Source organism: Microbispora bryophytorum, assembly GCF_006874465.1.
In the GTDB taxonomy this organism is placed as follows: Bacteria; Actinomycetota; Actinomycetes; order Streptosporangiales; family Streptosporangiaceae; genus Microbispora; species Microbispora bryophytorum.
This window is the reverse complement of record NZ_VIRL01000005.1, coordinates 93,545-117,102: the sequence shown is the minus strand read 5'-3', so window position 1 is coordinate 117,102 and position 23,558 is coordinate 93,545. Positions and strand designations below refer to the sequence as shown.

General features: G+C 74.8%; 20 protein-coding genes and 3 riboswitches. Of the genes, 12 read left to right on the top strand and 8 right to left on the bottom strand.

Annotated features, from left to right (window positions below; translation table 11 throughout):
• Window positions 1–62 precede the first annotated feature (62 nt).
• Window positions 63–2,720, bottom strand: coding sequence for an FtsX-like permease family protein (locus FLX07_RS12475; RefSeq protein WP_142570845.1), 2,658 nt, complete (start codon window positions 2,718–2,720; stop codon window positions 63–65).
• A 252-nt stretch (window positions 2,721–2,972) separates the two neighbouring features.
• On the opposite strand from FLX07_RS12475, the gene FLX07_RS36415 reads away from it, so the two are divergent.
• The 6 genes from FLX07_RS36415 to FLX07_RS12455 all read left to right on the top strand — a co-directional run bounded on the left by FLX07_RS36415 (window position 2,973) and on the right by FLX07_RS12455 (window position 9,533).
• Window positions 2,973–3,137, top strand: a complete 165-nt coding sequence (locus tag FLX07_RS36415; protein ID WP_167748215.1) for a hypothetical protein — start codon at window positions 2,973–2,975, stop codon at window positions 3,135–3,137.
• 34 nt (window positions 3,138–3,171) lie between these two features.
• Window positions 3,172–3,367, top strand: a riboswitch (cobalamin riboswitch).
• A 30-nt stretch (window positions 3,368–3,397) separates the two neighbouring features.
• Window positions 3,398–4,918 (top strand): cobyric acid synthase, encoded by a 1,521-nt coding sequence (locus tag FLX07_RS12470; protein ID WP_373292482.1) that lies wholly within the window; start codon window positions 3,398–3,400, stop codon window positions 4,916–4,918.
• Window positions 4,912–5,469: a histidine phosphatase family protein gene (locus FLX07_RS12465; RefSeq protein WP_142570842.1), complete on the top strand. Its 558-nt coding sequence runs from the start codon at window positions 4,912–4,914 to the stop codon at window positions 5,467–5,469. The genes FLX07_RS12470 and FLX07_RS12465 overlap by 7 nt, the downstream gene beginning before the upstream one ends.
• A complete protein-coding gene (locus FLX07_RS12460) occupies window positions 5,466–7,586 on the top strand; it encodes a VWA domain-containing protein (RefSeq protein WP_142570840.1) in 2,121 nt (706 codons plus the stop codon). Before FLX07_RS12465 ends, FLX07_RS12460 begins: the two co-directional genes overlap by 4 nt.
• A gap of 1 nt (window position 7,587) precedes the next feature.
• Window positions 7,588–8,190, top strand: coding sequence for a cob(I)yrinic acid a,c-diamide adenosyltransferase (gene cobO, locus FLX07_RS37000; protein WP_208762183.1), 603 nt, complete (start codon window positions 7,588–7,590; stop codon window positions 8,188–8,190).
• Window positions 8,184–9,533, top strand: coding sequence for a cobyrinic acid a,c-diamide synthase CobB (locus FLX07_RS12455; protein ID WP_373292481.1), 1,350 nt, complete (start codon window positions 8,184–8,186; stop codon window positions 9,531–9,533). Before cobO ends, FLX07_RS12455 begins: the two co-directional genes overlap by 7 nt.
• Here FLX07_RS12455 and cobN read toward each other — a convergent pair.
• Window positions 9,491–13,090: a cobaltochelatase subunit CobN gene (gene cobN / locus FLX07_RS12450; RefSeq protein WP_142570836.1), complete on the bottom strand. Its 3,600-nt coding sequence runs from the start codon at window positions 13,088–13,090 to the stop codon at window positions 9,491–9,493. The two genes, FLX07_RS12455 and cobN, sit on opposite strands and share 43 nt — an antisense overlap.
• A 53-nt stretch (window positions 13,091–13,143) precedes the next feature.
• Window positions 13,144–13,266: riboswitch (cobalamin riboswitch) on the bottom strand.
• Window positions 13,267–13,365: 99 nt separating this feature from the next.
• On the opposite strand from cobN, the gene cobG reads away from it, so the two are divergent.
• From cobG to FLX07_RS12435, 3 genes are read left to right on the top strand one after another with little or no spacing between them, the layout of a single operon-like run.
• Window positions 13,366–14,478, top strand: a complete 1,113-nt coding sequence (cobG, locus tag FLX07_RS12445) for a precorrin-3B synthase (RefSeq protein ID WP_229689574.1) — start codon at window positions 13,366–13,368, stop codon at window positions 14,476–14,478.
• A 16-nt stretch (window positions 14,479–14,494) separates the two neighbouring features.
• Window positions 14,495–15,121: a precorrin-8X methylmutase gene (locus FLX07_RS12440; RefSeq protein ID WP_142570832.1), complete on the top strand. Its 627-nt coding sequence runs from the start codon at window positions 14,495–14,497 to the stop codon at window positions 15,119–15,121.
• A gap of 6 nt (window positions 15,122–15,127) precedes the next feature.
• On the top strand, window positions 15,128–16,624 hold the full coding sequence (locus tag FLX07_RS12435; RefSeq protein WP_142570830.1) for a precorrin-2 C(20)-methyltransferase: 1,497 nt from the start codon (window positions 15,128–15,130) through the stop codon (window positions 16,622–16,624).
• Here FLX07_RS12435 and FLX07_RS12430 read toward each other — a convergent pair.
• From FLX07_RS12430 to cobF, 4 genes are read right to left on the bottom strand one after another with little or no spacing between them, the layout of a single operon-like run.
• A complete protein-coding gene (locus FLX07_RS12430) occupies window positions 16,612–17,352 on the bottom strand; it encodes a cobalt-precorrin-6A reductase (RefSeq protein ID WP_142570828.1) in 741 nt (246 codons plus the stop codon). The two genes, FLX07_RS12435 and FLX07_RS12430, sit on opposite strands and share 13 nt — an antisense overlap.
• Window positions 17,340–18,092 (bottom strand): precorrin-4 C(11)-methyltransferase, encoded by a 753-nt coding sequence (gene cobM, locus FLX07_RS12425; RefSeq protein WP_142570826.1) that lies wholly within the window; start codon window positions 18,090–18,092, stop codon window positions 17,340–17,342. The genes FLX07_RS12430 and cobM overlap by 13 nt, the downstream gene beginning before the upstream one ends.
• Window positions 18,089–19,309 carry a precorrin-6y C5,15-methyltransferase (decarboxylating) subunit CbiE gene (gene cbiE, locus FLX07_RS12420; RefSeq protein ID WP_142570824.1) on the bottom strand — a complete coding sequence of 407 codons (1,221 nt, stop codon included), beginning with the start codon at window positions 19,307–19,309 and terminating at the stop codon, window positions 18,089–18,091. Before cbiE ends, cobM begins: the two co-directional genes overlap by 4 nt.
• Window positions 19,306–20,064 carry a precorrin-6A synthase (deacetylating) gene (gene cobF, locus FLX07_RS12415; RefSeq protein ID WP_142570822.1) on the bottom strand — a complete coding sequence of 253 codons (759 nt, stop codon included), beginning with the start codon at window positions 20,062–20,064 and terminating at the stop codon, window positions 19,306–19,308. Before cobF ends, cbiE begins: the two co-directional genes overlap by 4 nt.
• 64 nt (window positions 20,065–20,128) lie before the next feature.
• Window positions 20,129–20,292, top strand: a riboswitch (cobalamin riboswitch).
• 30 nt (window positions 20,293–20,322) lie between these two features.
• Between cobF and FLX07_RS12410 the strand changes: the two genes are divergently transcribed.
• Window positions 20,323–20,535 carry a CbtB domain-containing protein gene (locus FLX07_RS12410; protein ID WP_139572278.1) on the top strand — a complete coding sequence of 71 codons (213 nt, stop codon included), beginning with the start codon at window positions 20,323–20,325 and terminating at the stop codon, window positions 20,533–20,535.
• A gap of 10 nt (window positions 20,536–20,545) precedes the next feature.
• Window positions 20,546–21,301 (top strand): CbtA family protein, encoded by a 756-nt coding sequence (locus FLX07_RS12405; RefSeq protein WP_223853355.1) that lies wholly within the window; start codon window positions 20,546–20,548, stop codon window positions 21,299–21,301.
• 7 nt (window positions 21,302–21,308) lie between these two features.
• Here the strand turns inward: FLX07_RS12405 and FLX07_RS12400 are convergent, their stop codons facing one another.
• Window positions 21,309–22,124: an NAD-dependent protein deacetylase gene (locus FLX07_RS12400; RefSeq protein ID WP_189104929.1), complete on the bottom strand. Its 816-nt coding sequence runs from the start codon at window positions 22,122–22,124 to the stop codon at window positions 21,309–21,311.
• Window positions 22,125–22,196: 72 nt separating this feature from the next.
• Entirely contained in the window at window positions 22,197–22,805 is a 609-nt protein-coding gene (locus FLX07_RS12395; RefSeq protein ID WP_223853354.1) for a YceI family protein, read from the bottom strand.
• 33 nt (window positions 22,806–22,838) lie between these two features.
• Here FLX07_RS12395 and tsaA point away from each other — a divergent pair, with 33 nt between their 5' ends.
• A complete protein-coding gene (tsaA, locus tag FLX07_RS12390; protein WP_142570820.1) occupies window positions 22,839–23,258 on the top strand; it encodes a tRNA (N6-threonylcarbamoyladenosine(37)-N6)-methyltransferase TrmO in 420 nt (139 codons plus the stop codon).
• Window positions 23,259–23,558 lie beyond the last annotated feature (300 nt).

Here is a 23,558-nt window from a genome sequence, read left to right as displayed (position 1 = left end):
TCCCCTGTGTACTCCTAGAAGCCTGTGTACTCCTAGAAGCCTGTGCACACCCAGCAGGCGGATCACGACGTCTCCCCCGCACGCAGCACGGCGGCCGGCTCACGGCGGTGCAGCGACCGCGCGAGCCCCGCCACGATCACGAGGAGCACCGCGAGGACCGCGACGGCGAGCGCCGCCACCTGTGGCCACGGAATGTGGAGCAGCACCGGCAGCCCGCCCCCGGTCGCGTATCCGGCGGTCACCATCGGCGGCACCACCGCGGCGGAGACGGCCATGGCGAGCGCCACCCCTCCGGCCAGCGACAGCCCGATCACGAACGACTGCTCGGCCGCGAGCAGGCCGAGCGTCTGCCGGAAGCTCACGCCGAGCGCGCCGAGCACGGCGAACTCGCCTCTGCGCTCGCGCGCCGAGACCGCCGCGTTGACCAGGAATCCCAGCACGGCGAACGCCAGCGCCGCCGCGAAGCCGAGCAGCAGCGCGCCCTGCAGACCCGCCGCCGTGGGGTCGTCCCTGTAGCCGGCGGTCAGCGTGGCCACGTCGACGACGTCCCTGCGCGCCAGCGCGGTGGCGGCACGCGTGGTGTCGTTCCCGTCGGCGGCCAGCCACCATTCCGTCACCGGCCAGTCCGCCCCCTTCGCGCCTTGTCCCCGCAGCGCCGACAGGTCGGCGAGCAGGGCCGGGGCGCCCTCCGGCGTGCCGGGCATCGCCGTGACGACGCCCACGACCCGGATCGGGATCGACGCCGTGCCGGCCGTGATCCGTACGGTGTCGGCCAGGCCGGGGGTCACCACGACCGGAAGCGGCTGTCCGGCGGACCCGGCGATCCGGGACATCAGCGTGGCCGGCGACAGCTCCGACAGGTCGGGGCGCAGCAGCAGGACCCGGCTCAGGTGCGCCGCGTCCGCGGCGATCAGGGTGGCGTCGGCGCCGTCCGCGACGACCCTGGCGCGGTGCGCGGGCACGGCCGCCGCGACCCCCGGCAGCGTGGTGAAGGTCCGCGCGTCGTCCCCGGGGAGGGCCGGGACGCGCAGGGCGGCGCCGGCGAGGTGCCGGGCCCGGTCCTCCTGGGCGCCGCGCCAGGTCGCGGCGGTGGTCAGGGACAGCACACCGATCGCCGTCGCCATCGTCAGCAGCAGCGCGGGGCCCGAATAGCGGGCCGGGCGCCGGCTCACCTGCCGGGCGGCCAGGGCCGGCCCGAACCCGGGGCGCCGCCGCGTCGCCCGCTCGGCGACCCTGGCGACGGCGGGCACCAGCCGCAGGGCGGCCATCCCGCCGCAGAGCAGGGCGAGCGCCGGTCCCGCCCCGACGAGCGGGTCGAGCCAGAGCTCGCCGCCGAGGCGCGTCGTCTCCGGCGCGTCCTGGCCGCGCAGGCGCCAGACGGCGAGCGCCGCCAGAACGAGCAGCGCCACGTCGGCCCCCGCCCGCTGGACCAGGCCCGGCCGGTCGGCGCGCCCGCGCGCCGCCTGCTCCTCGACGTACGTGCGGCGGGCGGCGAGCAGGGGCGGGGCGGCCAGCATGGCGGCGCAGGCGAGCGCGACCGCCGCCGCGACCGCGAACGTGGTCCCGTCGGGCGCGCGGGGCGGCTCCACGCCGGTGGCCTCGATCCAGGGGAAGGCGCTCATCGGCCGCAGGAGGACGGGCGCGAGGAACGGCGCCACGGGCGCGCAGGGTAGCGCGATCAGCAGCGCCTCCCCCGCCGCCATGGCGGCGAGCCGCGACGACCCGCCGCCCCTCGATCGCAGCAGAGCCGTCTCCATCCGGCGGTGCTCGGCGAGCAGCCGCGCGGTCAGCGCCAGCGCGTACGCGCTCAGCACCAGCAGTTGAAGCACCGGCACGAGCATGGTCGAGCGGGCGACCAGGGCGCCGCGGTCGAGCCGCAGCAGCGTGCCGGACAGCGTCTCGGTGACGGAGCACCGGGGGCAGCCGGCCCGTACGTCCGCCGAGACCGCGGCGACCGACGCCGAGAACGGCCGCAGCCGGTCGGGGGAAAGCCGGCGCAGATCGGGTTCGGCGAGCCAGCGGGCCGAGACGCCGGTCGCGAACCGCTCGAAGAAAGCGCCGGCCGGCACGACCAGGGGGCCGCGGGAGGTGAAGTCGCCGGTCTGCGTGCCGTAGCGCAGCAGCTCCTCCCCCTTCCAGCGCGGATCGTCGGGGTCTCGCAGCCGGAAGACGCCGGTGACGCGCACGCGGACGGGTTTGCCGTCCAGGCGTCCGACGACGGTGAACTCGTCGCCGGTGGCGACTCCCATCGCCCGGGCGGCCGGCTCAGAGAGCGCGACCGTCGTTCCCTCCGTGGGCCAGCGGCCACTCACCAGGTCCGCCTGGCCGTCCAGTCCCTCGTACGCGGCGAACCGGGTCAGGACGGGCCGGCCGCCGTGGTCCTCTTCCTTCAGCGCGTACGAGGCGGACTCGACGCGCACGGTGACCCGTACGGGCACCTCGCCGTGGGCGTGGGCGATCCCCGCGCGGACGGCCCGGTCGGCCCCGGCGAAGTCGCCGGCGGCGACGGAGGAGGTGACGACGGTGGCGGTGGCGGCGAGCGGAGCCGTGTCCAGGGCCCGCCGCACGCCGGCCTGGGTCGCCGACCCCGCGTGCAGCAGGAGAGCCGAGATCGCCGTGGTGGCGAGCATGATGGAGCCGAACGCGGCGGCCAGCAGCAGGGGCTCGGCCAGCGCGCGCCGGACCACCAGCGGCAGCCGTCCGCGCACCGTCCTCACCATCCGGGCCTCACCATCCGGACATCACCACGTGCATCCCGGCATCATGGCAAGCATGATCGAGGAGCACCAGCGTTCCGTTCATCTGAGGTGAGGGGAAACGGGCCGAGGAGGGCTGCATGCCTGCGGTGGGGCCGTTGCTCACGGGAGCCCGGCGGGTCGCGCCGTTCTGCGTGGCCCGGGTGCTCGACTTCGACCTGGACGGCCCCCGGCGCCGCGCGCGTGCCCCTGCGCTTCACGGCACCCTTCGCGGGCGTGTGGCGCGGCAGGGTGGACTACGAGCCCGGCGCGTACGACACGACCGTGCGGCTGACGCGCGTGTCGATGCAGGGCAACTGCGTGCACAACGGCACGATCTACCTCACCGTCCACGACACTCGCCGTGCCCGTTCTAGTCGAAGAACGAGCCGTTCTTCATGATCGCCACGCTGGAACGTACATAGAGGCACACTTGCGAAACATCCGGCACGAAGGTGTATGTTGACCACCGCAAGCGACGGACGTGGAGGAAGCCGGTGTGAATCCGGCGCGGTCCCGCCACTGTCACCGGGGAGCGACCCTCACCACGCCACTGCCCTGCACGGGCGGGAAGGCTGAGGGAAGCGCCGATCCGGGAGCCAGGATACTCCGGCCGTCGGACCTTCGACCGGGGGCGCGGACACCCCCAGGGGGGACATCCCATGGCCGGGATGCCCGGCGGTGGCCTGCTTGTCGCGGGCACCACCTCCGATGCCGGGAAGAGCGTGCTGGTGACCGGCCTGTGCCGGTGGCTGGCCCGCCGCGGCGTACGGGTCGCGCCGTTCAAGGCGCAGAACATGTCGCTGAACTCCTATGTCACGGCCGACGGCGCGGAGATCGGGCGGGCGCAGGCCGTGCAGGCGGCCGCCTGCGGGCTGGAGCCGACGGCCGACATGAACCCGATCCTGCTCAAGCCGGGCAGCGACCGCCGCAGCCAGATCGTCGTGCGCGGACGGCCGGTCGCGGACGTGGACGCCATGGAATACGGCGCGCGCCGCGACGAACTGCGCGCGATCGCCGTGGAGTCGTATCGGCGGCTGGCCGGCGAGTTCGACGTGGTGATCTGCGAGGGAGCGGGATCCCCCGCCGAGATCAACCTCCGGGCCGGGGACATCGCGAACATGGGCCTGGCCAGAGCCGTCGGGCTGCCGGTGATCGTCGTGGGTGACATCGACCGCGGTGGCGTCTTCGCGCACCTGTACGGCACGGTCGCGCTGCTCGACGCCGCCGACCAGGCGCATATTTCCGGATTCATCGTGAACAAGTTCCGGGGCGCGCGGGAGCTGCTCGCGCCGGGGCTGGACATGATCGAAGGACTGACCGGGCGCCGGGTCTACGGGGTCGTGCCGTGGCTCGACGGATTGTGGATGGACGTCGAGGACTCGCTGTCGCTCGACACCCGGCCCGCGCACGCGGCGAGCGCGCCCGTCGACGGCGCGTTGCGGGTGGCCGTCGTGCGGTATCCGCGCATCTCCAACTTCACCGACGTGGACGCGCTGGCCGCCGAGCCTGGAGTCACGGTCAGCTTCGTCACCTCACCGGCCGCCTGCGCCGACGCCGACCTGCTGGTTCTGCCGGGTTCGCGGGCCACGGTGCACGACCTGGCCTGGCTGCGCGACACCGGCATCGCCGACGCCGTCGTCCGCAGGACGGGTCCGGTGCTCGGGATCTGCGGCGGCTACCAGATGCTCGCCCGCACCATCACCGACCACGTGGAGTCCGGCGCGGGCACCCTGCCCGGCCTGGGGCTGCTCCCCGCCGACGTCACGTTCGCGCCGGACAAGACGCTCGGCCGGCCGGCCGGCGAGGGCTACGGGCATCCGGTACGCGCGTACGAGATCCACCACGGGGTCGTCACCCGCGACGGCGGCGAACCGTTCCTCGACGGGTGCCGCGCCGGAAACGTGTGGGGCACGACCTGGCACGGTGCGCTGGAGAACGACGGGTTCCGGCGAGCCTTCCTCGGGGAGGTGGCGCGGGCGGCGGGGCGGGAGTTCCGCGGTGATCCGTCGCTGTCGTTCGCGGGGCTGCGGGAGGCGCGGCTGGACGCGCTCGGCGACCTGGTCGAGGGCAACGTCGACACCGACGCACTGATCTCGCTCATCGGAAGCGGGCCCACGCCGGGCCTGCGGACCCTGCCACCCGGCACGGGCGGCACGGGCGGCGCGGGCGGCCCATGCTGATCATCCGCCAGGCGGGGACGCCGGGCACGCGGCGCGCCTGTTTCCCCACGCCGGAGGACGCCGACCCGTCGGGGCTGGCGCAGGCGGCCACGCCGGCCCTGCCCGAGGACGCGGTGGTCTTCGCCGCGCCCTGGCCCGCGGCCGTGGCGACCGCGCGGGCCGCGTCCGGGCGGGAGCCGGTCGTGGCCGGCGCGCTCGCCGAGGCCGACTACGGCACGTGGGCGGGCAGGCCGTTCGCGGAGATCGCGGAGACCGAGCCCGAGGGTCTCGCCGCCTGGCTGACCGACCCCGGCGCCGCCCCGCACGGCGGGGAGAGTCTCGCCGGGCTGGGCGCGCGGGTGGCCGTGTGGCTGGAGTCGGTACGGCCGGATGCCGCCCGCGTGGTCGCGGTCTGCGACGCCGGGCCCATCCGGGCCGCGCTCGCGCACGCGCTCGGCCTGACCGCGACGCGAGCCGCGTCCTTCGACATCGCTCCGCTGTCCCGCACCGAGCTGGCCGCCCGGCACGGCGGCTGGCGGATCGCCTACGTCAACCGGAAGGCCACCCTGTGAACCCCGCCTATCCGTTCAGCGCCGTCGTCGGACTCGCCGATCTGAAGCTGGCCCTGGTGCTCAACGCGGTCTCGTCCCGGGTCGGCGGCGTTCTCGTCCGCGGGGAGAAGGGGACCGCGAAGTCCACGATCGTGCGCGCCCTGGCGGCGCAGTTGCCGCGGGTGGCGGTGGTGGCGGGGTGCCGGTTCCACTGCGATCCAGGAGCGCCGGACCCCGGCTGCCCCGACGGGCCGCACGAGACCACCGCTGCCGGCGGGGCCGACGCGGCCGGAGCGCTGCGGGCGGCGTCCCTCGTCGAGCTTCCGGTGGGGGCGTCCGAGGATCGGCTGGTCGGTTCGCTCGATCTGGAGCGGGCGCTGACCGAGGGCGTGAAGGCGTTCGAGCCGGGGCTGCTCGCGGCGGCCCATCGCGGCGTGCTCTACGTGGACGAGGTCAACCTCCTGCACGACCACCTCGTGGACCTGCTGCTCGACGCGGCCGCTCTCGGGGTCTGCTACGTCGAGCGGGAGACCGTCTCGGTACGGCACGCCGCGCGGTTTCTGCTCGTGGGGACCATGAATCCGGAGGAGGGCGAGCTGCGGCCGCAGTTGCTCGACCGGTTCGGGCTGACCGTGGAGGTGCGCGCGACACGGGAGCCGGACGAGCGTGCCGAGGTCGTACGGCGGCGCTTCGCGTTTGACGCCGATCCTGAGGGGTTCGCCGCGCGATGGGCCGCGGAGGAGGCCGTCCTGGCCGCACGGATCGCGCGTGCCCGCGCCGCCCTCGGGTCGGTGCGGCTGCCCGACTCTCGCCTGCGGCAGATCACGGCCGTCTGCGCGGGGTTCGAGGTGGACGGGCTGCGAGCCGACCTCGTCACGGCGCACGCGGCGGTCGCGCACGCGGCGTGGCAGGGCCGGGACGTGGTGACCCGGGAGGACGTCCGGGTGGCGGCCCGGCTGGCACTGCCCCACCGGCGTCGCCGGGATCCGTTCGACGCGCCCGGCTTGGACGAGCGTCTTCTCGACGAGCTCCTGGACCAGACCGAGCCCGCCGCCCCCGACGACCCCGACAATCCCGAAAGCCCCGAGGATCCCGAAAGCCCCGGGGATCCCGACGACTCCGGCGGCTCCGGCGGCTCCGGCGGCTCGGACGGCTCGGGGGCCGGCGACGGCGCGCCCGCCGCCCCCGAAAGTGCTCCCGAAGGCGCCCCCGACGGCGCCCCCGACGGCGCCCCCGACGGCGCTCCCAAGGGCGGTGCCGAAGGCGCTCCCGACGGCGCTGCGGGCCCCTCCGAAGGGTCCGGCACCGGCACCGGCTCCGGCACCGGCTCCGGCGATCGCCCCCAAGACGTGGCGGCGGCCGGTGCTCCCTTCCGCGTTCCCGTGCTCAAGGTCGCCGGGGTCGGGGCGGGTGTGGCGGGGCGGCGGTCGAGCGGCCGGGGACGGCACGGCCGGACGATCGGCGCCCGCGTTCCGACCGGCGCCGGCCCCGCCGGCATCGACCTTCCCGCGACCCTCCTCGCCGCCGCCCCGCACCAGCTCCGCCGCGGCAGGCGCGGCCCCGGCCTGGTCCTCAGGCGGGACGACCTGCGCGAGCCCGTCCGCGAAGGCCGCGAAGGCAACCTCGTCCTGTTCGTCGTGGACGCCAGCGGCTCGATGGGCGCGCGCAGGCGGATGACGGCCGTCAAGACGGCGGTGCTGAGCCTGCTGCTGGACGCGTACCAGCGCAGGGACAAGATCGGCCTCGTCGTCTTCCGGGGCGCGGGCGCCACGGTCGCGCTCCCCCCGACCTCGTCGGTCGAAGCCGGCGCGGCCCGCCTCCGGGCGCTCCCGACCGGCGGCCGCACCCCGCTCGCCGAGGGCCTGGCCACCGCCGCCGAGGTGCTCCGCGTGGAACGGCTCCGCGACCCCGACCGCCGCCCCCTGCTGGTCGTCGTGACCGACGGACGCGCGACCTCCGGCGGCGACGTGACCCGCGCGGCCGCCGCGCTCGCCGGTGTGACCTCGGTGGTCGTGGACTGCGAGAGCGGCCCGGTCCGCCTGGGCATGGCGCAGGCGCTCGCCCTGCGACTGGGCGCGCGCGTGCTTCCGCTGGAGTCGCTCGGTGATCTCGTACGCGATCGAAGGAAGGCGGGCTGACATGCCGCAGGGCAAGCCGGAGAACGTACCCGACGACGGCCTGACGACCCGGCAGCGCCGGACGAGGCCGCTGCTGATGGTCCACACGGGCCCGGGGAAGGGCAAGTCGACGGCCGCGTTCGGGATGGCGCTGCGCGCCTGGAACCAGGGCTGGCCGATCGGCGTGTTCCAGTTCGTGAAGTCGGCCAAATGGCGGGTCGGCGAGGAGCGCGCGCTGACCGTGCTGGGCGCGAGCGGCGAGGGCGGCACGGTCGCCTGGCACAAGATGGGCGAGGGCTGGTCGTGGATCCAGCGGCCGGGCACCGAGGCCGACCACGCCGCCGACGCGCGTGAGGGCTGGGAGCAGATCAAGCGCGACCTCGCGGCGGAGACCTACCGCTTCTACGTGCTGGACGAGTTCACCTACCCGCTCAAGTGGGGATGGATCGACCTCGACGATGTGATCTCGGCGCTCGCCGGCCGGCCGGGTGCGCAGCATGTCGTCATCACCGGCCGCGACGCCCCGGCGGGGCTCGTCGAGGCCGCCGACCTCGTCACGGAGATGGGCAAGGTCCGCCACCCCATGGACGCCGGGCAGAAGGGTCAGAAGGGCATCGAGTGGTGACCGGCGTCCCGCGTCTCGTGGTCGCCGCCCCGGCCTCGGGGAGCGGCAAGACGACCGTGGCCACCGGGCTGATGGCGGCGCTGGCGGCGCGCGGGCTGCGCGTCGCGCCGTTCAAGGTGGGCCCCGACTACATCGACCCGGGGTATCACACGCTGGCCGCCGGGCGTCCCGGCCGCAACCTCGACCCCTGGCTGACCGGCGAGGACCAGGTGACGCCGCTGTTCCTGCACGGCTCCGCGGGCTGTGACATCGCGGTCGTCGAGGGCGTGATGGGGCTGTTCGACGGGCGCGGCGAGGGCGACTTCGCCTCGACCGCGCACGTGGCGCGGCTGCTCGGCGCGCCCGTGCTGCTCGTGGTGGACGCCGGGAAGCAGAGCAGGTCGGTGGCGGCGCTGGTGCACGGGTTCGCGACGTTCGACCCGCGGGTGCGGGTGGCGGGCGTGGTGCTGAACCGTCTCGGGTCGGCGCGCCACGAGGAGCTGTGCCGGGCCGCGCTGGAGGAGACCGGGGTCCCCGTGCTGGGTGCGGTCCGCCGCGACGACGCCGTGATGACGCCGTCGCGGCACCTCGGACTGGTCCCGGCGGCCGAGCGGCTGCCCGCCGCCGTGTCGGCGGTGGACCGGCTCGGCGCGCTCGTGGCGGACTCGTGCGATCTGGACGGTCTCGTACGCCTCGCCGCGACGGCGTCCCCGCTCACCGGGCAACCGTGGGACCCGTCGGACGGACGCGAACCCGGCGAACGGCGGGTGGTGGCGGTCGCGGGCGGCGCGGCGTTCACGTTCGGCTACGCCGAGCACGTGGAGATGCTGGCCGCCGCCGGGGCCGAGGTCGCCGTGTTCGATCCGGTGCGCGAGGAGTCTCTGCCCGAGGGCGCGTCCGCGCTGGTCGTCGGCGGCGGTTTCCCCGAGATGTACGCGGCGGAGCTGTCGGCCAACGAGCGGCTGCGCGCCGAGGTGGCCGCCTTCCCCGGCTCGGTGGCGGCCGAGTGCGCGGGCCTGCTCTATCTCTGCGAGGAGCTGGACGGCCGTCCGATGTGCGGGCGGGTGCCGGGCGTGGGGCGGATGACCGACCGGCTGACGTTGGGATACCGCGACGCCGTGGCCGTACGCGACACGCTGCTCACCCGGCAGGGCGAGCGGCTGCGCGGCCACGAGTTCCACCGGACCGTGATCACCGGCGGCGGGCAGCCCGTCTTCCGGTGGCGGGACGGGGCCGACGGGGCCGGCGACGCCCGGCTCACCGCGTCCTACCTGCACCTGCACTGGGCGGGCGCGCCACAGCTCGCGCGGCGGCTGCTGGCCTACGCCGAACCCTCTTCGAGGTCGCCCTCGATCGCGAGGTAGGCCTCGCGCACCCCGGCGAGCACATCGGGGTCGGGGTGCTCCCACATGCGCCGCTCGGCGGCCTCCAGCAGGCGCTGCGCGATGCCGTGCAGCGCCCACGGGTTGGACGCGGCCATGAACTCGCGGTTGACCGGGTCCAGCACGTACGCCGAGGCGAGCGTGTCGTACATCCAGTCGGCGACGACGCCGGTGGTGGCGTCGTACCCGAATAGGTAGTCCACCGTCGCGGCCAGCTCGAACGCGCCCTTGTAGCCGTGGCGGCGCATCGCGGCCAGCCAGTTGGGGTTGACGACCCGGGCGCGGAAGATCCGCGCGGTCTCCTCCGACAGCGTCCGGGTGCGGACGGCGTCGGGACGGGTGCTGTCGCCCACGTACGCGGCGGGCGCGCGGCCCGTCAGCGCGCGGACGGTCGCGATCATGCCACCGTGGTACTGGAAGTAGTCGTCGGAGTCGGCGATGTCGTGTTCGCGGGTGTCCACGTTCTTGGCCGCGACCGCGATCCGGCGGTAGGCGTTCTCCATGTCCTCGCGGGCGGGCGCGCCGTCGAGGTCGCGGCCGTAGGCGTAGCCGCCCCAGACGGCGTACACCTCGGCGAGGTCGGCGTCGTCGCGCCAGTTGCCGCTGTCCATGAGCGGCAGCAGGCCCGCGCCGTACGCGCCGGGACGCGACCCGAACACGCGCAGCGTCGCACGCCGGGTATCGCCGTGCGCGGCCCGGTCGGCGTCCACGTGGGCGCGCACGTAGTTGTCCTCGTGACTTTCCTCCAGCCCCGCGACGAGCCGGACGGCGTCGTCGAGCATGGCCACCACGTGCGGGAACGCGTCCCTGAAGAACCCGCTGATGCGCACCGTCACATCCACGCGCGGGCGGCCCAGCTCGGCCGGCGGCACCGGTTCGAGCGTGGTGACGCGCCGCGACGCCTCGTCCCAGACGGGCCGCACGCCGAGCAGCGCGAGCACTTCGGCGATGTCGTCGCCGGCGGTGCGCATGGCGCTGGTCCCCCACACCGACAGCCCGACCGAGCGCGGCCACTCGCCGGTCTCCGCGCGGTAGCGGGCCAGCAGGGAGTCCGCCATGGCCTGCCCGGTCTCCCAGGCGAGGCGGCTCGGCACGGCGCGCGGGTCGACGGAGTAGAAGTTGCGGCCGGTCGGCAGCACGTTGATCAGCCCGCGCAGCGGCGACCCGGACGGCCCGGCGGGCACATACCCCCCGGCGAGCGCGTGCAGCACGTGGTCGAGTTCGTCGGTGGTGCGCGCGAGGCGCGGCACCACCTCGGTCGCCGCGAACAACAGCACCCGCGCGACCGCCGGGTCGTCCGTGACATCGGCGACGGCGGCCGGGTCCCAGCCGCGTTCCTCCATGGCGGTGACGAGCGCGCGGGCCTCGGCCTCGACGCGGTCCACGACGCCGGTCGCGGCGCTGCCGTCCTCGGCCAGGCCGAGCGCCTCGCGCAGGCCGGGCAGGGTCTCGCGGCCGGCCCACATCTGGCGGGCGCGCAGCATGGCCAGCACGAGGTTCACCCGGGCCTCGCCGGTCGGGGCCGCGCCGAGGACGTGCAGGCCGTCGCGGATCTGGGCGTCCTTGACCTCGCAGAGCCAGCCGTCCACGTGCAGGATGAACTCGTCGAACTCGGCGTCGTGCGGGCGCTCGCTCAGGCCGAGGTCGTGGTCGAGGCGGGCGGCCTGGATGAGGGTCCAGATCTGCGCGCGGATCGCGGGCAGCTTCGCCGGGTCCATCGCCGCGATCGTCGCGTGCTCGTCGAGGAGCTGTTCCAGGCGGGCGATGTCGCCGTAGGTCTCGGCCCTGGCCATCGGCGGCACCAGGTGGTCCACGAGCACGGCGTGCGCCCGGCGCTTGGCCTGGGTGCCCTCGCCGGGGTCGTTGACCAGGAACGGGTAGACGAGCGGGAGGTCGCCGATCGCCGCGTCGGTGCCGCAGGACGCCGACAGGCCCGCCGCCTTGCCCGGCAGCCACTCCAGGTTGCCGTGCTTGCCGACGTGGACCATGGCGTGCGCGCCGAACCCTGTGCCTTCCCCAGCCGACAGCCACCGGTAGGCCGCCAGGTAGTGATGGCTCGGCGGCAGGTCGGGGTCGTGGTAGATCGCGATCGGGTTCTCCCCGAAGCCGCGCGGGGGCTGGACCATCACCACGACGTTCCCGCTGCGCAGCGCCGCGAGCACGATGTCGCCCTCGTGGACGAACAGCTCGCCGGGCGGTGCGCCCCAGTGGCGTTCCACGCCGGCGCGCAGGCCGGCGGGCAGCGTGTCGTACCAGGCGCGGTAGGTCGCGGCGGGGATGCGCACGGGGTTGGCCGCGAGCTGCTCCTCGGTGAGCCAGTCCTGGTCCTGGCCGCCCGCGGCGATGAGCGCGTGGATCAGCGCGTCGCCGTCCTGCGCGGCCTGACCGGGGAACCCGTCGCCGAGGTCGTAGCCCTCCTCGGCCAGGCGGGCCAGCAGCCTGACCGTGCTGGCCGGGGTGTCCAGGCCGACGGCGTTGCCGACCCGCGAGTTCTTCGTCGGATACGCCGACAGCATCACGACGAGCCTCTTGTCCCGCGGGGGCACGTGACGCAGCAGGCCGTGCCGGACGGCGATGCCCGCGACCCGGGCCGCGCGCTCGGGGTCGGGGACGTAGACGGTCAGGCCGTCGTCGTCGATCTCCTTGAACGAGAACGGCACCGTGATGATCCGCCCGTCGAACTCGGGGATCGCGACCTGTGAGGCGGCGTCCAGCGGCGACAGGCCGTCGTCGCCGGCCTCCCACTCGGCGCGGCCGGTCGTCAGGCACAGGCCCTGCAGGATGGGCACGTCGAGGCCGGCGAGCGCGCCGACGTCCCAGGCCGCGTCGTCCCCGCCCGCGGACGCGGTCGCGGGCCGCGAGCCGCCCGCCGCGAGCACGGTCACGACGAGGGCGTCCGCGCGGCGCAGCACGTCGAGCAGCTCGGGCTCGGCGGTGCGCAACGAGGAGCAGAAGACCGGCAGGGCCCGGCCGCCCGCGTCCTCGATGGCCTCGCACAGCGCGGTGACGAAGCCGGTGTTGCCCGCCATGTGGTGCGCCCGGTAGTAGAGCACGCCGATCACCGGGCCGTCGCCGGGCCGGGCGTCGCGTTCGAGTACGCCCCAGGTCGGGGTGGCGGCCGGGGCCGCGAAGCCGCGGCCGGTCAGCAGGACCGTGTCGGACAGGAACGCGTGCAGCTCGGCGAGGTTGGCGGGGCCGCCGTGCGCGAGATAGGCGTGCGCCTCGGCGCAGACGCCGCCGCTCACCCCGCCGCTCACCGTGGACAGCTCCATCAGCTCGGCGTCCGGGGCCTGCTCGCCGCCGAGGACGACCACCGGGCGCGGGCCGGCGAGCAGGGCGTCCAGCCCGTCCTCCCAGGCGCGCCGCCCGCCGAGCAGCCGGACGACCACGAGGCCGGCCCCCTCGACCAGGGCGGGCAGGTCGTCCACGGTGAGCCGGGCCGGGTTTCCCAGGCGGAACGCCGCCCCGCTGGCGCGCGCGCTCAGCAGATCGGTGTCCGAAGTGGACAGCAGCGCGATGAGCGGCTCGTCCGTGCGCATGGCAGGGTCCTCCCTCGGGGTCCTCGCCCCGGGTCGTGGCGGCACGACGGCAGGAGTCTCCTGGCTCCCGGATCGACGCTCACCCCGGCCTTCCCGTCTTCCGACAGTGGCCGTGTGGTGGGGTTCGCTCCCCGGTCACAGTGGCGGGACCGCGCCGGATTCACACCGGCTTCCTCCGCTTGCCATCGTTCACCGCAGACCTTACGGGACGGAGGCCTGATCGAAAAACTGGCGTTAGCATCCTGCTTGTGGTCATAGGTGGCATTTCCGGACGCGTGGCTCGGGACGCCTGCCCCGGCGCGCTCCAGGTGCACGCCGCCGCGGACGGGGCGCTGGCGCGCGTCCGCGTGCCCGGCGGCGCGCTGACCGCCGGCGCGCTGCGCGAGCTGGCCGCCTGCGCGGAAGAGCTGGGCAACGGCGTCATCGAGCTCACCTCACGCGCCAACGTCCAGGTGCGCGGGCTGGCCGACCCGGCCGCGTTCGCCGCGCGGACGGCCGCCGCCGGGCTGCTGCCCTCGGCGACCCACGAACGCGTGCGCAACATCGTCGCCTCACCCCTCAGCGGCCGGTCGGCCACGAGCGTCCTCGACGTCCGGCCGCTGGTGGCGGCGCTGGACGCGGGTCTGTGCGGGCGTCCCACGCTGGCCGATCTGCCCGGCCGGTTCCTGTTCGCGCTCGACGACGGCACCGGCGACGTCCTCGGGCTCGGCGCGGACGTGACGCTCGCCGCGCGGCCCGGCGGGGATGTGACACTCCTGCTCGCGGGCGAGCCGGTCGGCTCGGTGACCGCCGGCGACGCCGTCGCCGTCGCTCTCGCCGCCGCCGAGGTCTTCCAGTCGGTACGCGGGGACGCCTGGCGGGTGGCCGAGCTCCCCGACGGCCCCGCGACGATCGCCGCCCGCCTTCCCGGCCGCGCGCCCGTGGCCGTGACGGCCGCCGAACCGCGTAAGGGCGGCGTGTTCGCGCAGGTGGACGGGCGAATCGCGGTCGACGTGATCGTGCCGCTCGGCCGGCTCACCACCGCGCAGGCGGGCCTGCTCGCCGACCTGACCCCCGCCGAGGTGCGGCTGACGCCGTGGCGTACCGTCGTGCTGCCCGATCTCGCCCCCGAGGCGGCCGGGCCGGTGACCGCCGCGCTCACCGGAGCGGGTCTGGTGACCGATCCCGCCTCCCCGTACGCCCGGCTGTCGGCCTGCACCGGGCGGCCCGGCTGCGCGAAGGCCCTGGCCGACGTCCAGGCCGACGCGCTGCGCTGGGCGGAGACCGGTATGCCCGAGCTTCGCGCCGGCCCGATCCACTGGGCCGGGTGCGAGCGCCGCTGCGGGCGTCCGCGCGGGCGGGTCACCGATGTGGTCGCCACGCCCGGCGGCTACCGCGTGAGCCATTGAACGAACAGGGGTACCCGTGCCCGAGCACGACTACGTCCGCGACGGAGCGGAGATCTACCGGCGGTCGTTCGCGACCATCAGGGCCGAGGCCGACCTGACGGGCCTGCCCGCCGACGTGGCCAGGGTCGCGGTCCGCATGATCCACGCCTGCGGCATGACCGACCTGGTCGCCGACCTCGGCTACTCCCCCGCCGTGGTCGCGAAGGCGCGCGCCGCGCTGCTGGCGGGCGCGCCCGTGCTGTGCGACGCGCAGATGGTGGCCTCCGGCGTCACCAGGAAACGCCTGCCGGCCGCCAACGAGATCATCTGCACACTGAACGACCCCCGGGTGCCCGCGCTCGCCGAGCGGCTCGGCACCACACGCAGCGCCGCCGCCCTCGACCTGTGGCTCGACCGCCTCGACGGCGCGGTCGTGGCCGTCGGCAACGCCCCGACCGCGCTGTTCCGGCTGCTCGAACTGGTCGCGCAGGGCGCGGGACGGCCCGCCGCCGTGCTGGGCGTCCCGGTCGGCTTCATCGGCGCGGCCGAGTCCAAGCGCGCCCTCGCCGCGTCCGGCCTGGAGTTTCTGGTTGTCCACGGCCGCCGGGGCGGCAGTGCCATGACGGCGGCGGCGATCAACGCCATCGCCAGCGAGCAGGAGTGACGTGACGTGACAGGTACCCTCTACGGCGTCGGCCTCGGCCCCGGCGACCCCGAACTGATGACGGTCAAGGCCGCCCGCCTGATCGGCGCGGCCGACGTGATCGCCTACCACGCCGCCCGGCACGGCCGCAGCATCGCGCGCTCGATCGCCGCCCACCACATGCGCGACGGCCAGGTGGAGGAGCTGCTCCAGTATCCCCTGACGACCGAGACGACCGACCACCCCGGCGGCTACCAGGGCGCGCTCGACGACTTCTACGCCGACTGCGCGGCCCGGCTGGCCGCCCACCTGGACGCCGGGCGCGACGTCGTCGTCCTGTGCGAGGGCGACCCGCTCTTCTACGGCTCCTACATGCACATGCACAAGCGGCTGGCGCACCGCTACCCGGCCGAGGTCGTCCCCGGCGTCACGTCGATCGCGGGCGCGTCGGCCGTGCTCGGCCGCCCGCTGGTCGAACGCGACGAGACGCTGACGGTCCTGCCCGGGACCCTGCCCGCCGACGTGCTCGCGGAGAAACTGCGCGGCGCGGATTCCGCGGCGGTGCTCAAGCTGGGCCGCACCTTCGAGAAGGTGCGCGACGCCCTCGCCGAGGCGGGCCGTCTCGACGAGGCCTGGTACGTCGAACGCGCCACCACCGACGCCCAGCGCGTCGCCCCGCTCAAGGACGTGGAGCCCGGCCAGGCGCCGTACTTCTCGCTGGCGCTGATCCCGAGCCCGGCCCAGCTCACGTTCGTGCCGGAGACCGCGGAACGCACCGGTCCCGGCGAGGTCGCGGTCGTCGGCCTCGGCCCCGCCGGACGGCCCTGGCTGACCCCGGAGGCGCAGGAGGTCCTCGCCGGGGCCACCGACCTGGTCGGATACGGCCCCTACGTGGACCGCGTCGCGCCCAACCCGCGGCAGAACCGGCACCGCACCGACAACCGGGTCGAGGCCGAACGCGCGCGTCACGCGCTCGACCTCGCCGTCGCCGGGGCGCGGGTGGCGGTCGTGTCGTCGGGCGATCCGGGGGTGTTCGCGATGGCCGCCGCGGTGCTGGAGGCCGCCGCCGACCCGCGTTACGCGGACGTCCCGGTGCGGGTGGTGCCCGGTCTGACCGCCGCGCAGGCGGTGGCGAGCCGGGCCGGCGCGCCGCTCGGCCACGACTACTGCGTGCTGTCGCTGTCGGACCAGCTCAAGCCGTGGGAGGTGGTCGCGGGCCGGATCTCCGCCGCGGCCCGCGCCGACCTGGTGCTCGCGATCTACAACCCGGCGTCGAAGACCCGCACCTGGCAGGTCGCCGCGGCCCGTGACCTGCTGCTCGAACACCGCGACCCGGCCACGCCCGTGGTCGTCGGCCGCGATGTCGGCGGCGCGCAGGAGTCGGTCGCGGTCACGACGCTCGGCGACCTCGACCCGGCCACGATCGACATGCGCTGCCTGCTGATCATCGGCTCGTCCACCACCCGCGTCGTCGAACGCGCCGGCCGGGCGACCGTCTACACGCCGCGCCGCTATCCCGCGTGATCGCGAACCCAGGTGACGGCGTCGGCGACGTCCGTCACCTGGGTGACGCCGCCTGGCGCCGGTGGCCGGTCCACCATGACGACCGGCAGCCCGAGCTCGCGCGCCGCGACCAGCTTGGCGCGGGTCAGCTCACCGCCGCTGTCCTTGGTGACCAGCACGTCGAGCCGGTGCTCGCCGATCAGGGCGCGCTCCCCCGCCACCGTGTAGGGCCCCCGATCGAGGATCACGTGGACGTTCGCGGGCACCGGCGGCTCCGGCGGGTCCACCGACCTGGCCAGGAACCACAGCCCGGTCACCGGCGCGAAGACCGGCAGGCTGCGGCGGCCCGTGGTGAGGAACACCCGGCTGCCGAGGCCGGGCAGCGCGTCCGCCGCGGCCTTCAGCGACGGCACCCGCAGCCACGCGTCCTCCGGCCCCTGCGGCCAGCCGGGACGCCGCAGCCCGAGCAGCGGCACGCCGGTCGCCGCGCACGCGCGCGCCGCCGACTCGCTCATCGTCCGCGCGAACGGATGCGTGGCGTCCACCACGGCGCCGGGGGCGTGCTCGGCGAGCCACCGGGTGAGCCCCTCCGGGCCGCCGAAGCCGCCGGATATGACCTCGCCCACCGGCAGCCGGGGGTCGGCGACCCGCCCGGCCAGCGACGACACCACCCGCAGGCCGGGCAGGGCGGCCAGCCCGGCCGACAGCGCCCGCGCCTCCGCGGTGCCGCCGAGGATCAGGACGAGCACGCCCGATCCCGCTCGGCCGAGTAGAGGTGGCTGTCGCGGAACTTCTGCGCGGCGAGCGCCCGGCCCACCACGATGACGGCGGTCCGCTTGATCCCCGCCGCGACCACCCGGTCGGCGATGTCGTCCAGGGTGCCCCTGATGATCTCCTCGTCGTCCCGGCTCGCCCGCGCGACGACCGCCACCGGGCAGTCCGCGCCGTACGCGGGCAGCAGCTCGGCCACGACGGCGCCGATCCGCTGCACGGCGAGGTGCAGCACCATCGTGGCGCGGCTGGCCGACAGCGTCGCGAGGTCCTCGCCGGGCGGCATCTTGGTGGCGCGCGCCGACGTCCTGGTCAGGATGATCGTCTGGCTCACCTCGGGCACCGTGAGTTCCCGCCCCAGCGCCGCCGCGGCGGCGGCGAAGGCGGGCACGCCGGGGACCACCTCGTACGGCACACCGTGCGCGTCGAGCCTGCGCATCTGCTCGGCGACCGCGCTGAACAGCGAGGGATCGCCCGAGTGCAGGCGCGCCACGTCGAGCCCGGCTTCGTGCGCCGCAGTCATCTCCGCGATGATCTCGTCCAGGGTGAGGTCGGCGGTGTCGACGAGCCGCGCGCCGGGCGGGCAGTCGGCGAGCAGGTCGCGTGGCACGAGCGACCCCGCGTACAGGCAGACCGGGGCCGCCTGCAGGGCGCGCAGCCCGCGCACCGTGATGAGGTCGGCCGCGCCGGGTCCCGCACCGATGAATCGAACCGTCACTGCTCGCGCTCCTTCCGCGCCGTCCAAATGGTCACCGGCATCAGGGGACGCCACCCGGTGAAGCCGCCCACCGGGGAGGCACGCTGCACCGACACCCGCACGAGGTCCCCGCCGAGCCGGGCGCGCCACGTGGCGACAGCCGCCTCCGACTCCACGGTGACCGCGTTCGCCACCAGCCTTCCGCCGGGGGCGAGGGCGTCCCAGCAGGTCTCGACCACGCCGGCCCCCGTCACGCCGCCGCCCACGAAGACGGCCGCCGGGGCCGGCAGGCCGTGGAGCACGTCCGGCGCGGACCCGGTGACGACCCGCAGGCGCGGCACGCCCAGCGTGTCCGCGTTGCGCCTGACGCGGTCCGCCCGCACGGGGTCGCGCTCGACGGCGACCGCCCGGCACAAGGGATGGACGCGCAGCCACTCGATGGCCACGCTTCCCGAACCCGCGCCCACGTCCCACAGCAACTCGCCCGGCAGGGGCGCCAGCTTGGCCAGGGTGACCGCGCGCACCTCCTGCTTGGTCAGCTGACCGTCCGATTCGTACGCGCCGTCCGCGAGCCCGGACGCCCATCCCGGTGGCTCGGCGTCCGGGACGTCGGCGCAGGTCACCGCCACGATGTTCAGGGCCGGCATCGGCCCTGCGCCCGTCCAGTCGGCCGCCGTGCCGTCGTGACGCGACTCGGTCGCCGCGCCGAGATCGCCGAGGACGGTGACGCGGCTCGCCCCGTAGCCCCGTTCGGTCAGCAGGGCGGCGACCCGCGCGGGCGTGTCCGCGTCGGCGCTGAGGACGAGAACGCGGCGGCCCGGCGCGAGCGCGGCGGTCAGCGCGGCGAGCGGACGCCCGACCAGGCTGACGGTCTCGACGTCCTCGGCGGGCCAGCCGAGCCGCGCGCAGGCGAGCGTGACCGACGACACGTGCGGCAGCACGCGCAGCCGCTCGGGTCCGAGCAGCCGGGCCAGCGTCGCGCCGATCCCGAAGAACATGGGATCGCCGCTCGCCAGCACCACGACCGCGCGCCCCGCGTGCGCATCGAGCAGCCCCGGCAGCCCTTCGACCAGCGGCGACGGGTACGGCACCCGCTCGGGGGCCACCGACGCGGGCAGCAGCGCGAGCTGCCTGGCCGATCCGACCACGACGTCCGCGGCGACCAGCTCGGCGCGCGCGGTGTCGGTGAGACCGGCCCAGCCGTCCGCGCCGATCCCGACGACCGGCACCGGCCTCATCGAGCGGGCTTCCTGAGCAGGTAGGTGTCCATGACCCAGCCGTGCGCCTCCCGCGCCTGCGCCCTGAGCCGCCGGATCTCGCCCGCGACCTCGCGCACCGGCCCGGCGAGGAGGATCTCGTCCTCGGTCCCGACGTACGCGCCCCAGTAGACGTCCGCGTCGGCGGCCTCCGGCAGGTCGGCGAACGCGCATCCCGCGTCGAGCATCACCACGAGGTCGTCGGCGGCCTCGACGTCGGCGGGCAGGCGGCGGCCGGTCGTGATGTGCAGCGGCCTGGCGACCCTGGTCAGGCTGACGCGGTGCCGCGCGGCCAGCGCCGACACGCTGCTGATCCCCGGGATCACCTCGTAGTCGAACGGCTCCCCGCCCCTGGCGAGGACGTCCTCGACGATGGCGATCGTGCTGTCGTACAGGGCGGGGTCGCCCCAGACGAGGAACGCGCCGACGCCGTCCTCGGGCACCTCGTCGGCGATGAGCCGCGCGTAGACGCCGGCCCGGCGGGCCCGCCAGTCGGCCACCGCCTCCGCGTAGGCGCCGCTCGTCCGGTCGCGTTCCGGGTCGCGGGCCTCCACCGTCCGGTACGGCTCCCGCGCGTGGGCCGCGATCAGCTCGCGCCGCAGCCGCACCAGGCCGTCCTTCTCCGCACCCTTGTCGAGCAGGAAGAACACGTCCGCCGACGCGATCGCCGCGGCGGCCTGGAAGGTGAGGTGGGCTGGGTCCCCGGCTCCGATGCCGATGATGAGGACGCGCTTCATAGGTCACGAGTATGGACCACGGCTTGACGTACCTATGCCGACGGTGCACGCTCTAGAGGACAAATACAGACAGAGGCGACGGTGTGCAGGAACCTGGTGCGAATCCAGGACGGTCCCGCCACTGTGACCGGGGAGTGTCCCCGCTGGTGACCACGGCCGAGACGGCTGGAAGGTCGGGCGACACGATGACCCGGGAGTCAGGACACTGACCCGTTGTCCTCCATCACCGGGGCGAGCGACCCCGTGAGGAGAAGGCACATGGCTCAGCCGGCCATTCCCGTATCCCGGCCCCTGCCGGTCACCATCCCCGTACGCGAGATCCTGCCCTGGGCGATCTTCGCCGCCGTGGTCGGGCTCATCCTGGTCTACTTCGTCGGCGCGGAGCAGGGCGCCACCCACCTCATCAGCGGGCACACCGTGCACGAGTTCGTGCACGACGGCCGGCACCTTCTCGGCTTCCCCTGCCACTGAGGCCCGCCCGATGCCCACCATGCGCGCCCTGCTGGTGCGCGGCATGCTCGTCGGCCTCGCGGCCGCGCTGCTCGCCTACGTCGTGGCCTGGTTCGCCGGCGAACCCCAGGTCGCCGCGGCCATCTCCATCGAGGAGACCCGGGCCGCCGCGACCGGGGAGGCCGCCGAGCCCGAACTCGTCAGCCGGATCGTCCAGGAGACCGCCGGCCTCCTGACCGCCCTGCTCGTCTACGGCGCCGCACTCGGCGGTTTCTTCTCCATCGCGTACGCCTTCGCGCACGGCCGCCTCGGCGCCCTCGGCGCCCGCGCGACGGCCCTCGTCGTCGCGTCCGCCGGATTCGTCGCGGTGTACGTGACCCCCGTCCTGAAGTACCCGCCCAATCCCCCGGCCGTCGGCAACTCCGACACCATCGGCCGGCGGACCGCGCTGCACTTCACGATGATCCTGATCGCCCTGCTGGCCGCCGCGGTCGCGGCGTACGCGGGCCGCGCCCTGTCACCCCGGTTGGGCGGCTGGAACGCGACCCTCGCGGGCATCGCCGTCTACGCCGTCCTCGTGGGCGTCTCGTACGCCGTGCTGCCCCGGATCAACGAGGTTCCCGGCGACTTCCCCGCCGACACCCTCTGGTGGTTCAGGGTGTCGTCGTTCGGCGTCCAGTTCGTCCTGTGGGCCGCCATCGGACTGCTGTTCGGCGGCCTCACCGAGCGTTCCCTGCGCCAGGGCGCACGCGCCGGGGCGCGAGCGCATCCGGCCGCGACCGCCTGACTCCGCATCAGCCGAGGGCCTCCAGGAGAGAGGTGAGGGCCGGTCCGAGAGGGACGTCGAAGGTCATCAGCGCCTCGCCGTCGCCCCGGGTCGGCCCCTGGTTGATGATCGCGACGGGGATCGAGCGGGCGGCGGCGTGCCGGACGAATCGATACCCGGACATGACGGTCAGCGAGGATCCCAGGACGAGCAGCAGACCGGCCCGCTCGGTCAGCGCGTAGCACTCCTCGACCCGGGACGGCGGCACGTTCTCGCCGAAGAACACCACGTCGGGCTTGAGCACGCCGCCGCAGCCCCCGCAGTCCACCGTGCGGAACGTCTCGATCTCGTCCACGGCCAGGACGGCGTCGCCGTCGGGGTTGATCACCGCGTCGGTCACCTTCGTGCGGGCCAGCCAGCCGGAGTTGGCCACGCGCAGCCGCCGGTCCAGCCCGTGCCGCGACGTGCGGTGGCCGCAGGTCAGGCAGCGCACCCGATGCAGACTGCCGTGCAGTTCGACGACCTTCTGCGCGCCCGCCGCCTGGTGCAGGCCGTCCACGTTCTGCGTGATGATCCCGGCGACCAGGCCACGGCGCTCCAGCTCGGCGACCGCGCGATGCCCGGCGTTGGGCGAGGCGTCCACGATGTGACGCCACCCCAGATGGCTGCGCGCCCAGTAGCGCCTGCGAGCGGCGTCGCTGCTCACGAACGTCTGGTAGGTCATTGGCTCGGCCCTGCGCCTGCGGCCGGTCTCCCCCCGGTAGTCCGGGATCCCGGACTCGGTCGACAGGCCGGCCCCGCTGAGGACCACCACCTCTCCGTCGGCCACGAGATCGGCCAGCATGCCCCACCGCTCGGCAATCCCCGCATCACGCACCACAGTCACTCATCCATGGTGCCCGAAGCATCACACATGTCAGCCCCGCCCCTCCCCCAGCCGGACGTCGAAGATGATCTCGACCTCGTCACGCAGCTTGAGCGCCCCGAAGAACGCGGAGTAGGGGCGGATGCCCCACCCGGACTGCGTGACGATCGCCCGTCCCCGGGCCCGCCCTTCCGCCAGCGCACCGTCCACCACGGCCGGCCGCGTGACGCCCACGATCGTCAGTTCGCCCTCGACGCGGAACGCCTCGGGATCGCCCTCGACCCGGGTCGACCGGAACGTGACCAGAGGGTGCTGATCCGCCTTGAGGACCTTGTCACGCATGTTCTTCTCGATCTCGACGCGGTCGGAGTCGGTGAGCGGCTTGACTCCGCCCGTGCCCTCCCGGACCCGCATCGAGGCCGCCTCGGCCTCCACCGTCACCCGGCAGGCCGCCGGGTCGTCCGGCTCCACCACCGCCTCGCCCCGCCACCTGGTGACCTCGATGGTCAGATCGTGCCCGGCCTTGGCGCCCAGCCCCGCGCGGCCGGTGAGGACCAGGAGCCGGCCGGACCTCGGCCCCAGCGCGTACGTGCCCGCCTCGACGTCCATTTCGTGGGCATTCCCGCGGAACGGGCCGGAGATGTCGGCGCGGGATGACATCGTGGTGATCCAATCACCCGAAGGAGACGGATCATGAGTGAGCCCGAGACGTTCACCGTACGGCCCGTCGGCGTCGTACGGTCCGTGCTGACCGATCTCGCCGAGGCGCCGCGGCAGGGGCGCGAGGGGGCGCCGGACGCCTGGCTGGAGGTCGACCCGGCCTTCTCGCAGGCCCTCGACGGAGTGACGGCGGGCGACGAGGTGCTCGTCCTCACCTGGTTCCACCAGGCCGATCGCGAAACCCTGCGGGTCCACCCGCGCGGGGAGACGAGCAACCCGTTGACCGGCGTGTTCGCCACACGCTCCCCGGACCGCCCCAACCCGATCGGCCTGCACCGGGCCACGGTCCTGGAGGCCGACCCGGCCCGGGGTCTGCGCGTGCACCCGCTGGAGGCGATCGACGGCACCCCCGTCATCGACGTCAAGCCCGTGCTGGACGCGACCGAGCGCTGACGACCGTCCGAGCTCCTTTACGCTGTAGATCAGGAGATCGGCCCTTCCCGTCGCCCGGCGAAGCCGATGAATGCGATCGGCGTTTGCGAAATAGCGGGCATGCGGAATTCGACGACGCGGGATTTCGCGCCGATGCGACCCCATGACCGTCCGCCGTCCGGCTCCGCCCACGCGGCCCGGCACGCGAGCAATTACCGGTAATCGATCGGAAACTTTCGGACTCGAACTGCAATTTCGGGCCGAATTTTAGGTCCGCCGCTAACAGCCGTCAAGAGCGTCCACACAGCCGCCGGCTCCGCG

Coding starts and splice junctions, on each gene's coding strand:
- FLX07_RS12475 (WP_142570845.1), bottom strand. CDS start 2,720: ATGGTGAGGACGGTGCGCGGACGGCTGCCGCTGGTGGTCCGGCGCGCG.
- FLX07_RS12470 (WP_373292482.1), top strand. CDS start 3,398: ATGGCCGGGATGCCCGGCGGTGGCCTGCTTGTCGCGGGCACCACCTCC.
- FLX07_RS12465 (WP_142570842.1), top strand. CDS start 4,912: ATGCTGATCATCCGCCAGGCGGGGACGCCGGGCACGCGGCGCGCCTGT.
- cobO (WP_208762183.1), top strand. CDS start 7,588: ATGCCGCAGGGCAAGCCGGAGAACGTACCCGACGACGGCCTGACGACC.
- cobN (WP_142570836.1), bottom strand. CDS start 13,090: ATGCGCACGGACGAGCCGCTCATCGCGCTGCTGTCCACTTCGGACACC.
- cbiE (WP_142570824.1), bottom strand. CDS start 19,309: ATGAGGCCGGTGCCGGTCGTCGGGATCGGCGCGGACGGCTGGGCCGGT.
- cobF (WP_142570822.1), bottom strand. CDS start 20,064: ATGAAGCGCGTCCTCATCATCGGCATCGGAGCCGGGGACCCAGCCCAC.
- FLX07_RS12410 (WP_139572278.1), top strand. CDS start 20,323: ATGGCTCAGCCGGCCATTCCCGTATCCCGGCCCCTGCCGGTCACCATC.
- FLX07_RS12405 (WP_223853355.1), top strand. CDS start 20,546: ATGCCCACCATGCGCGCCCTGCTGGTGCGCGGCATGCTCGTCGGCCTC.
- FLX07_RS12400 (WP_189104929.1), bottom strand. CDS start 22,124: ATGCTGGCCGATCTCGTGGCCGACGGAGAGGTGGTGGTCCTCAGCGGG.
- FLX07_RS12395 (WP_223853354.1), bottom strand. CDS start 22,805: ATGTCATCCCGCGCCGACATCTCCGGCCCGTTCCGCGGGAATGCCCAC.
- tsaA (WP_142570820.1), top strand. CDS start 22,839: ATGAGTGAGCCCGAGACGTTCACCGTACGGCCCGTCGGCGTCGTACGG.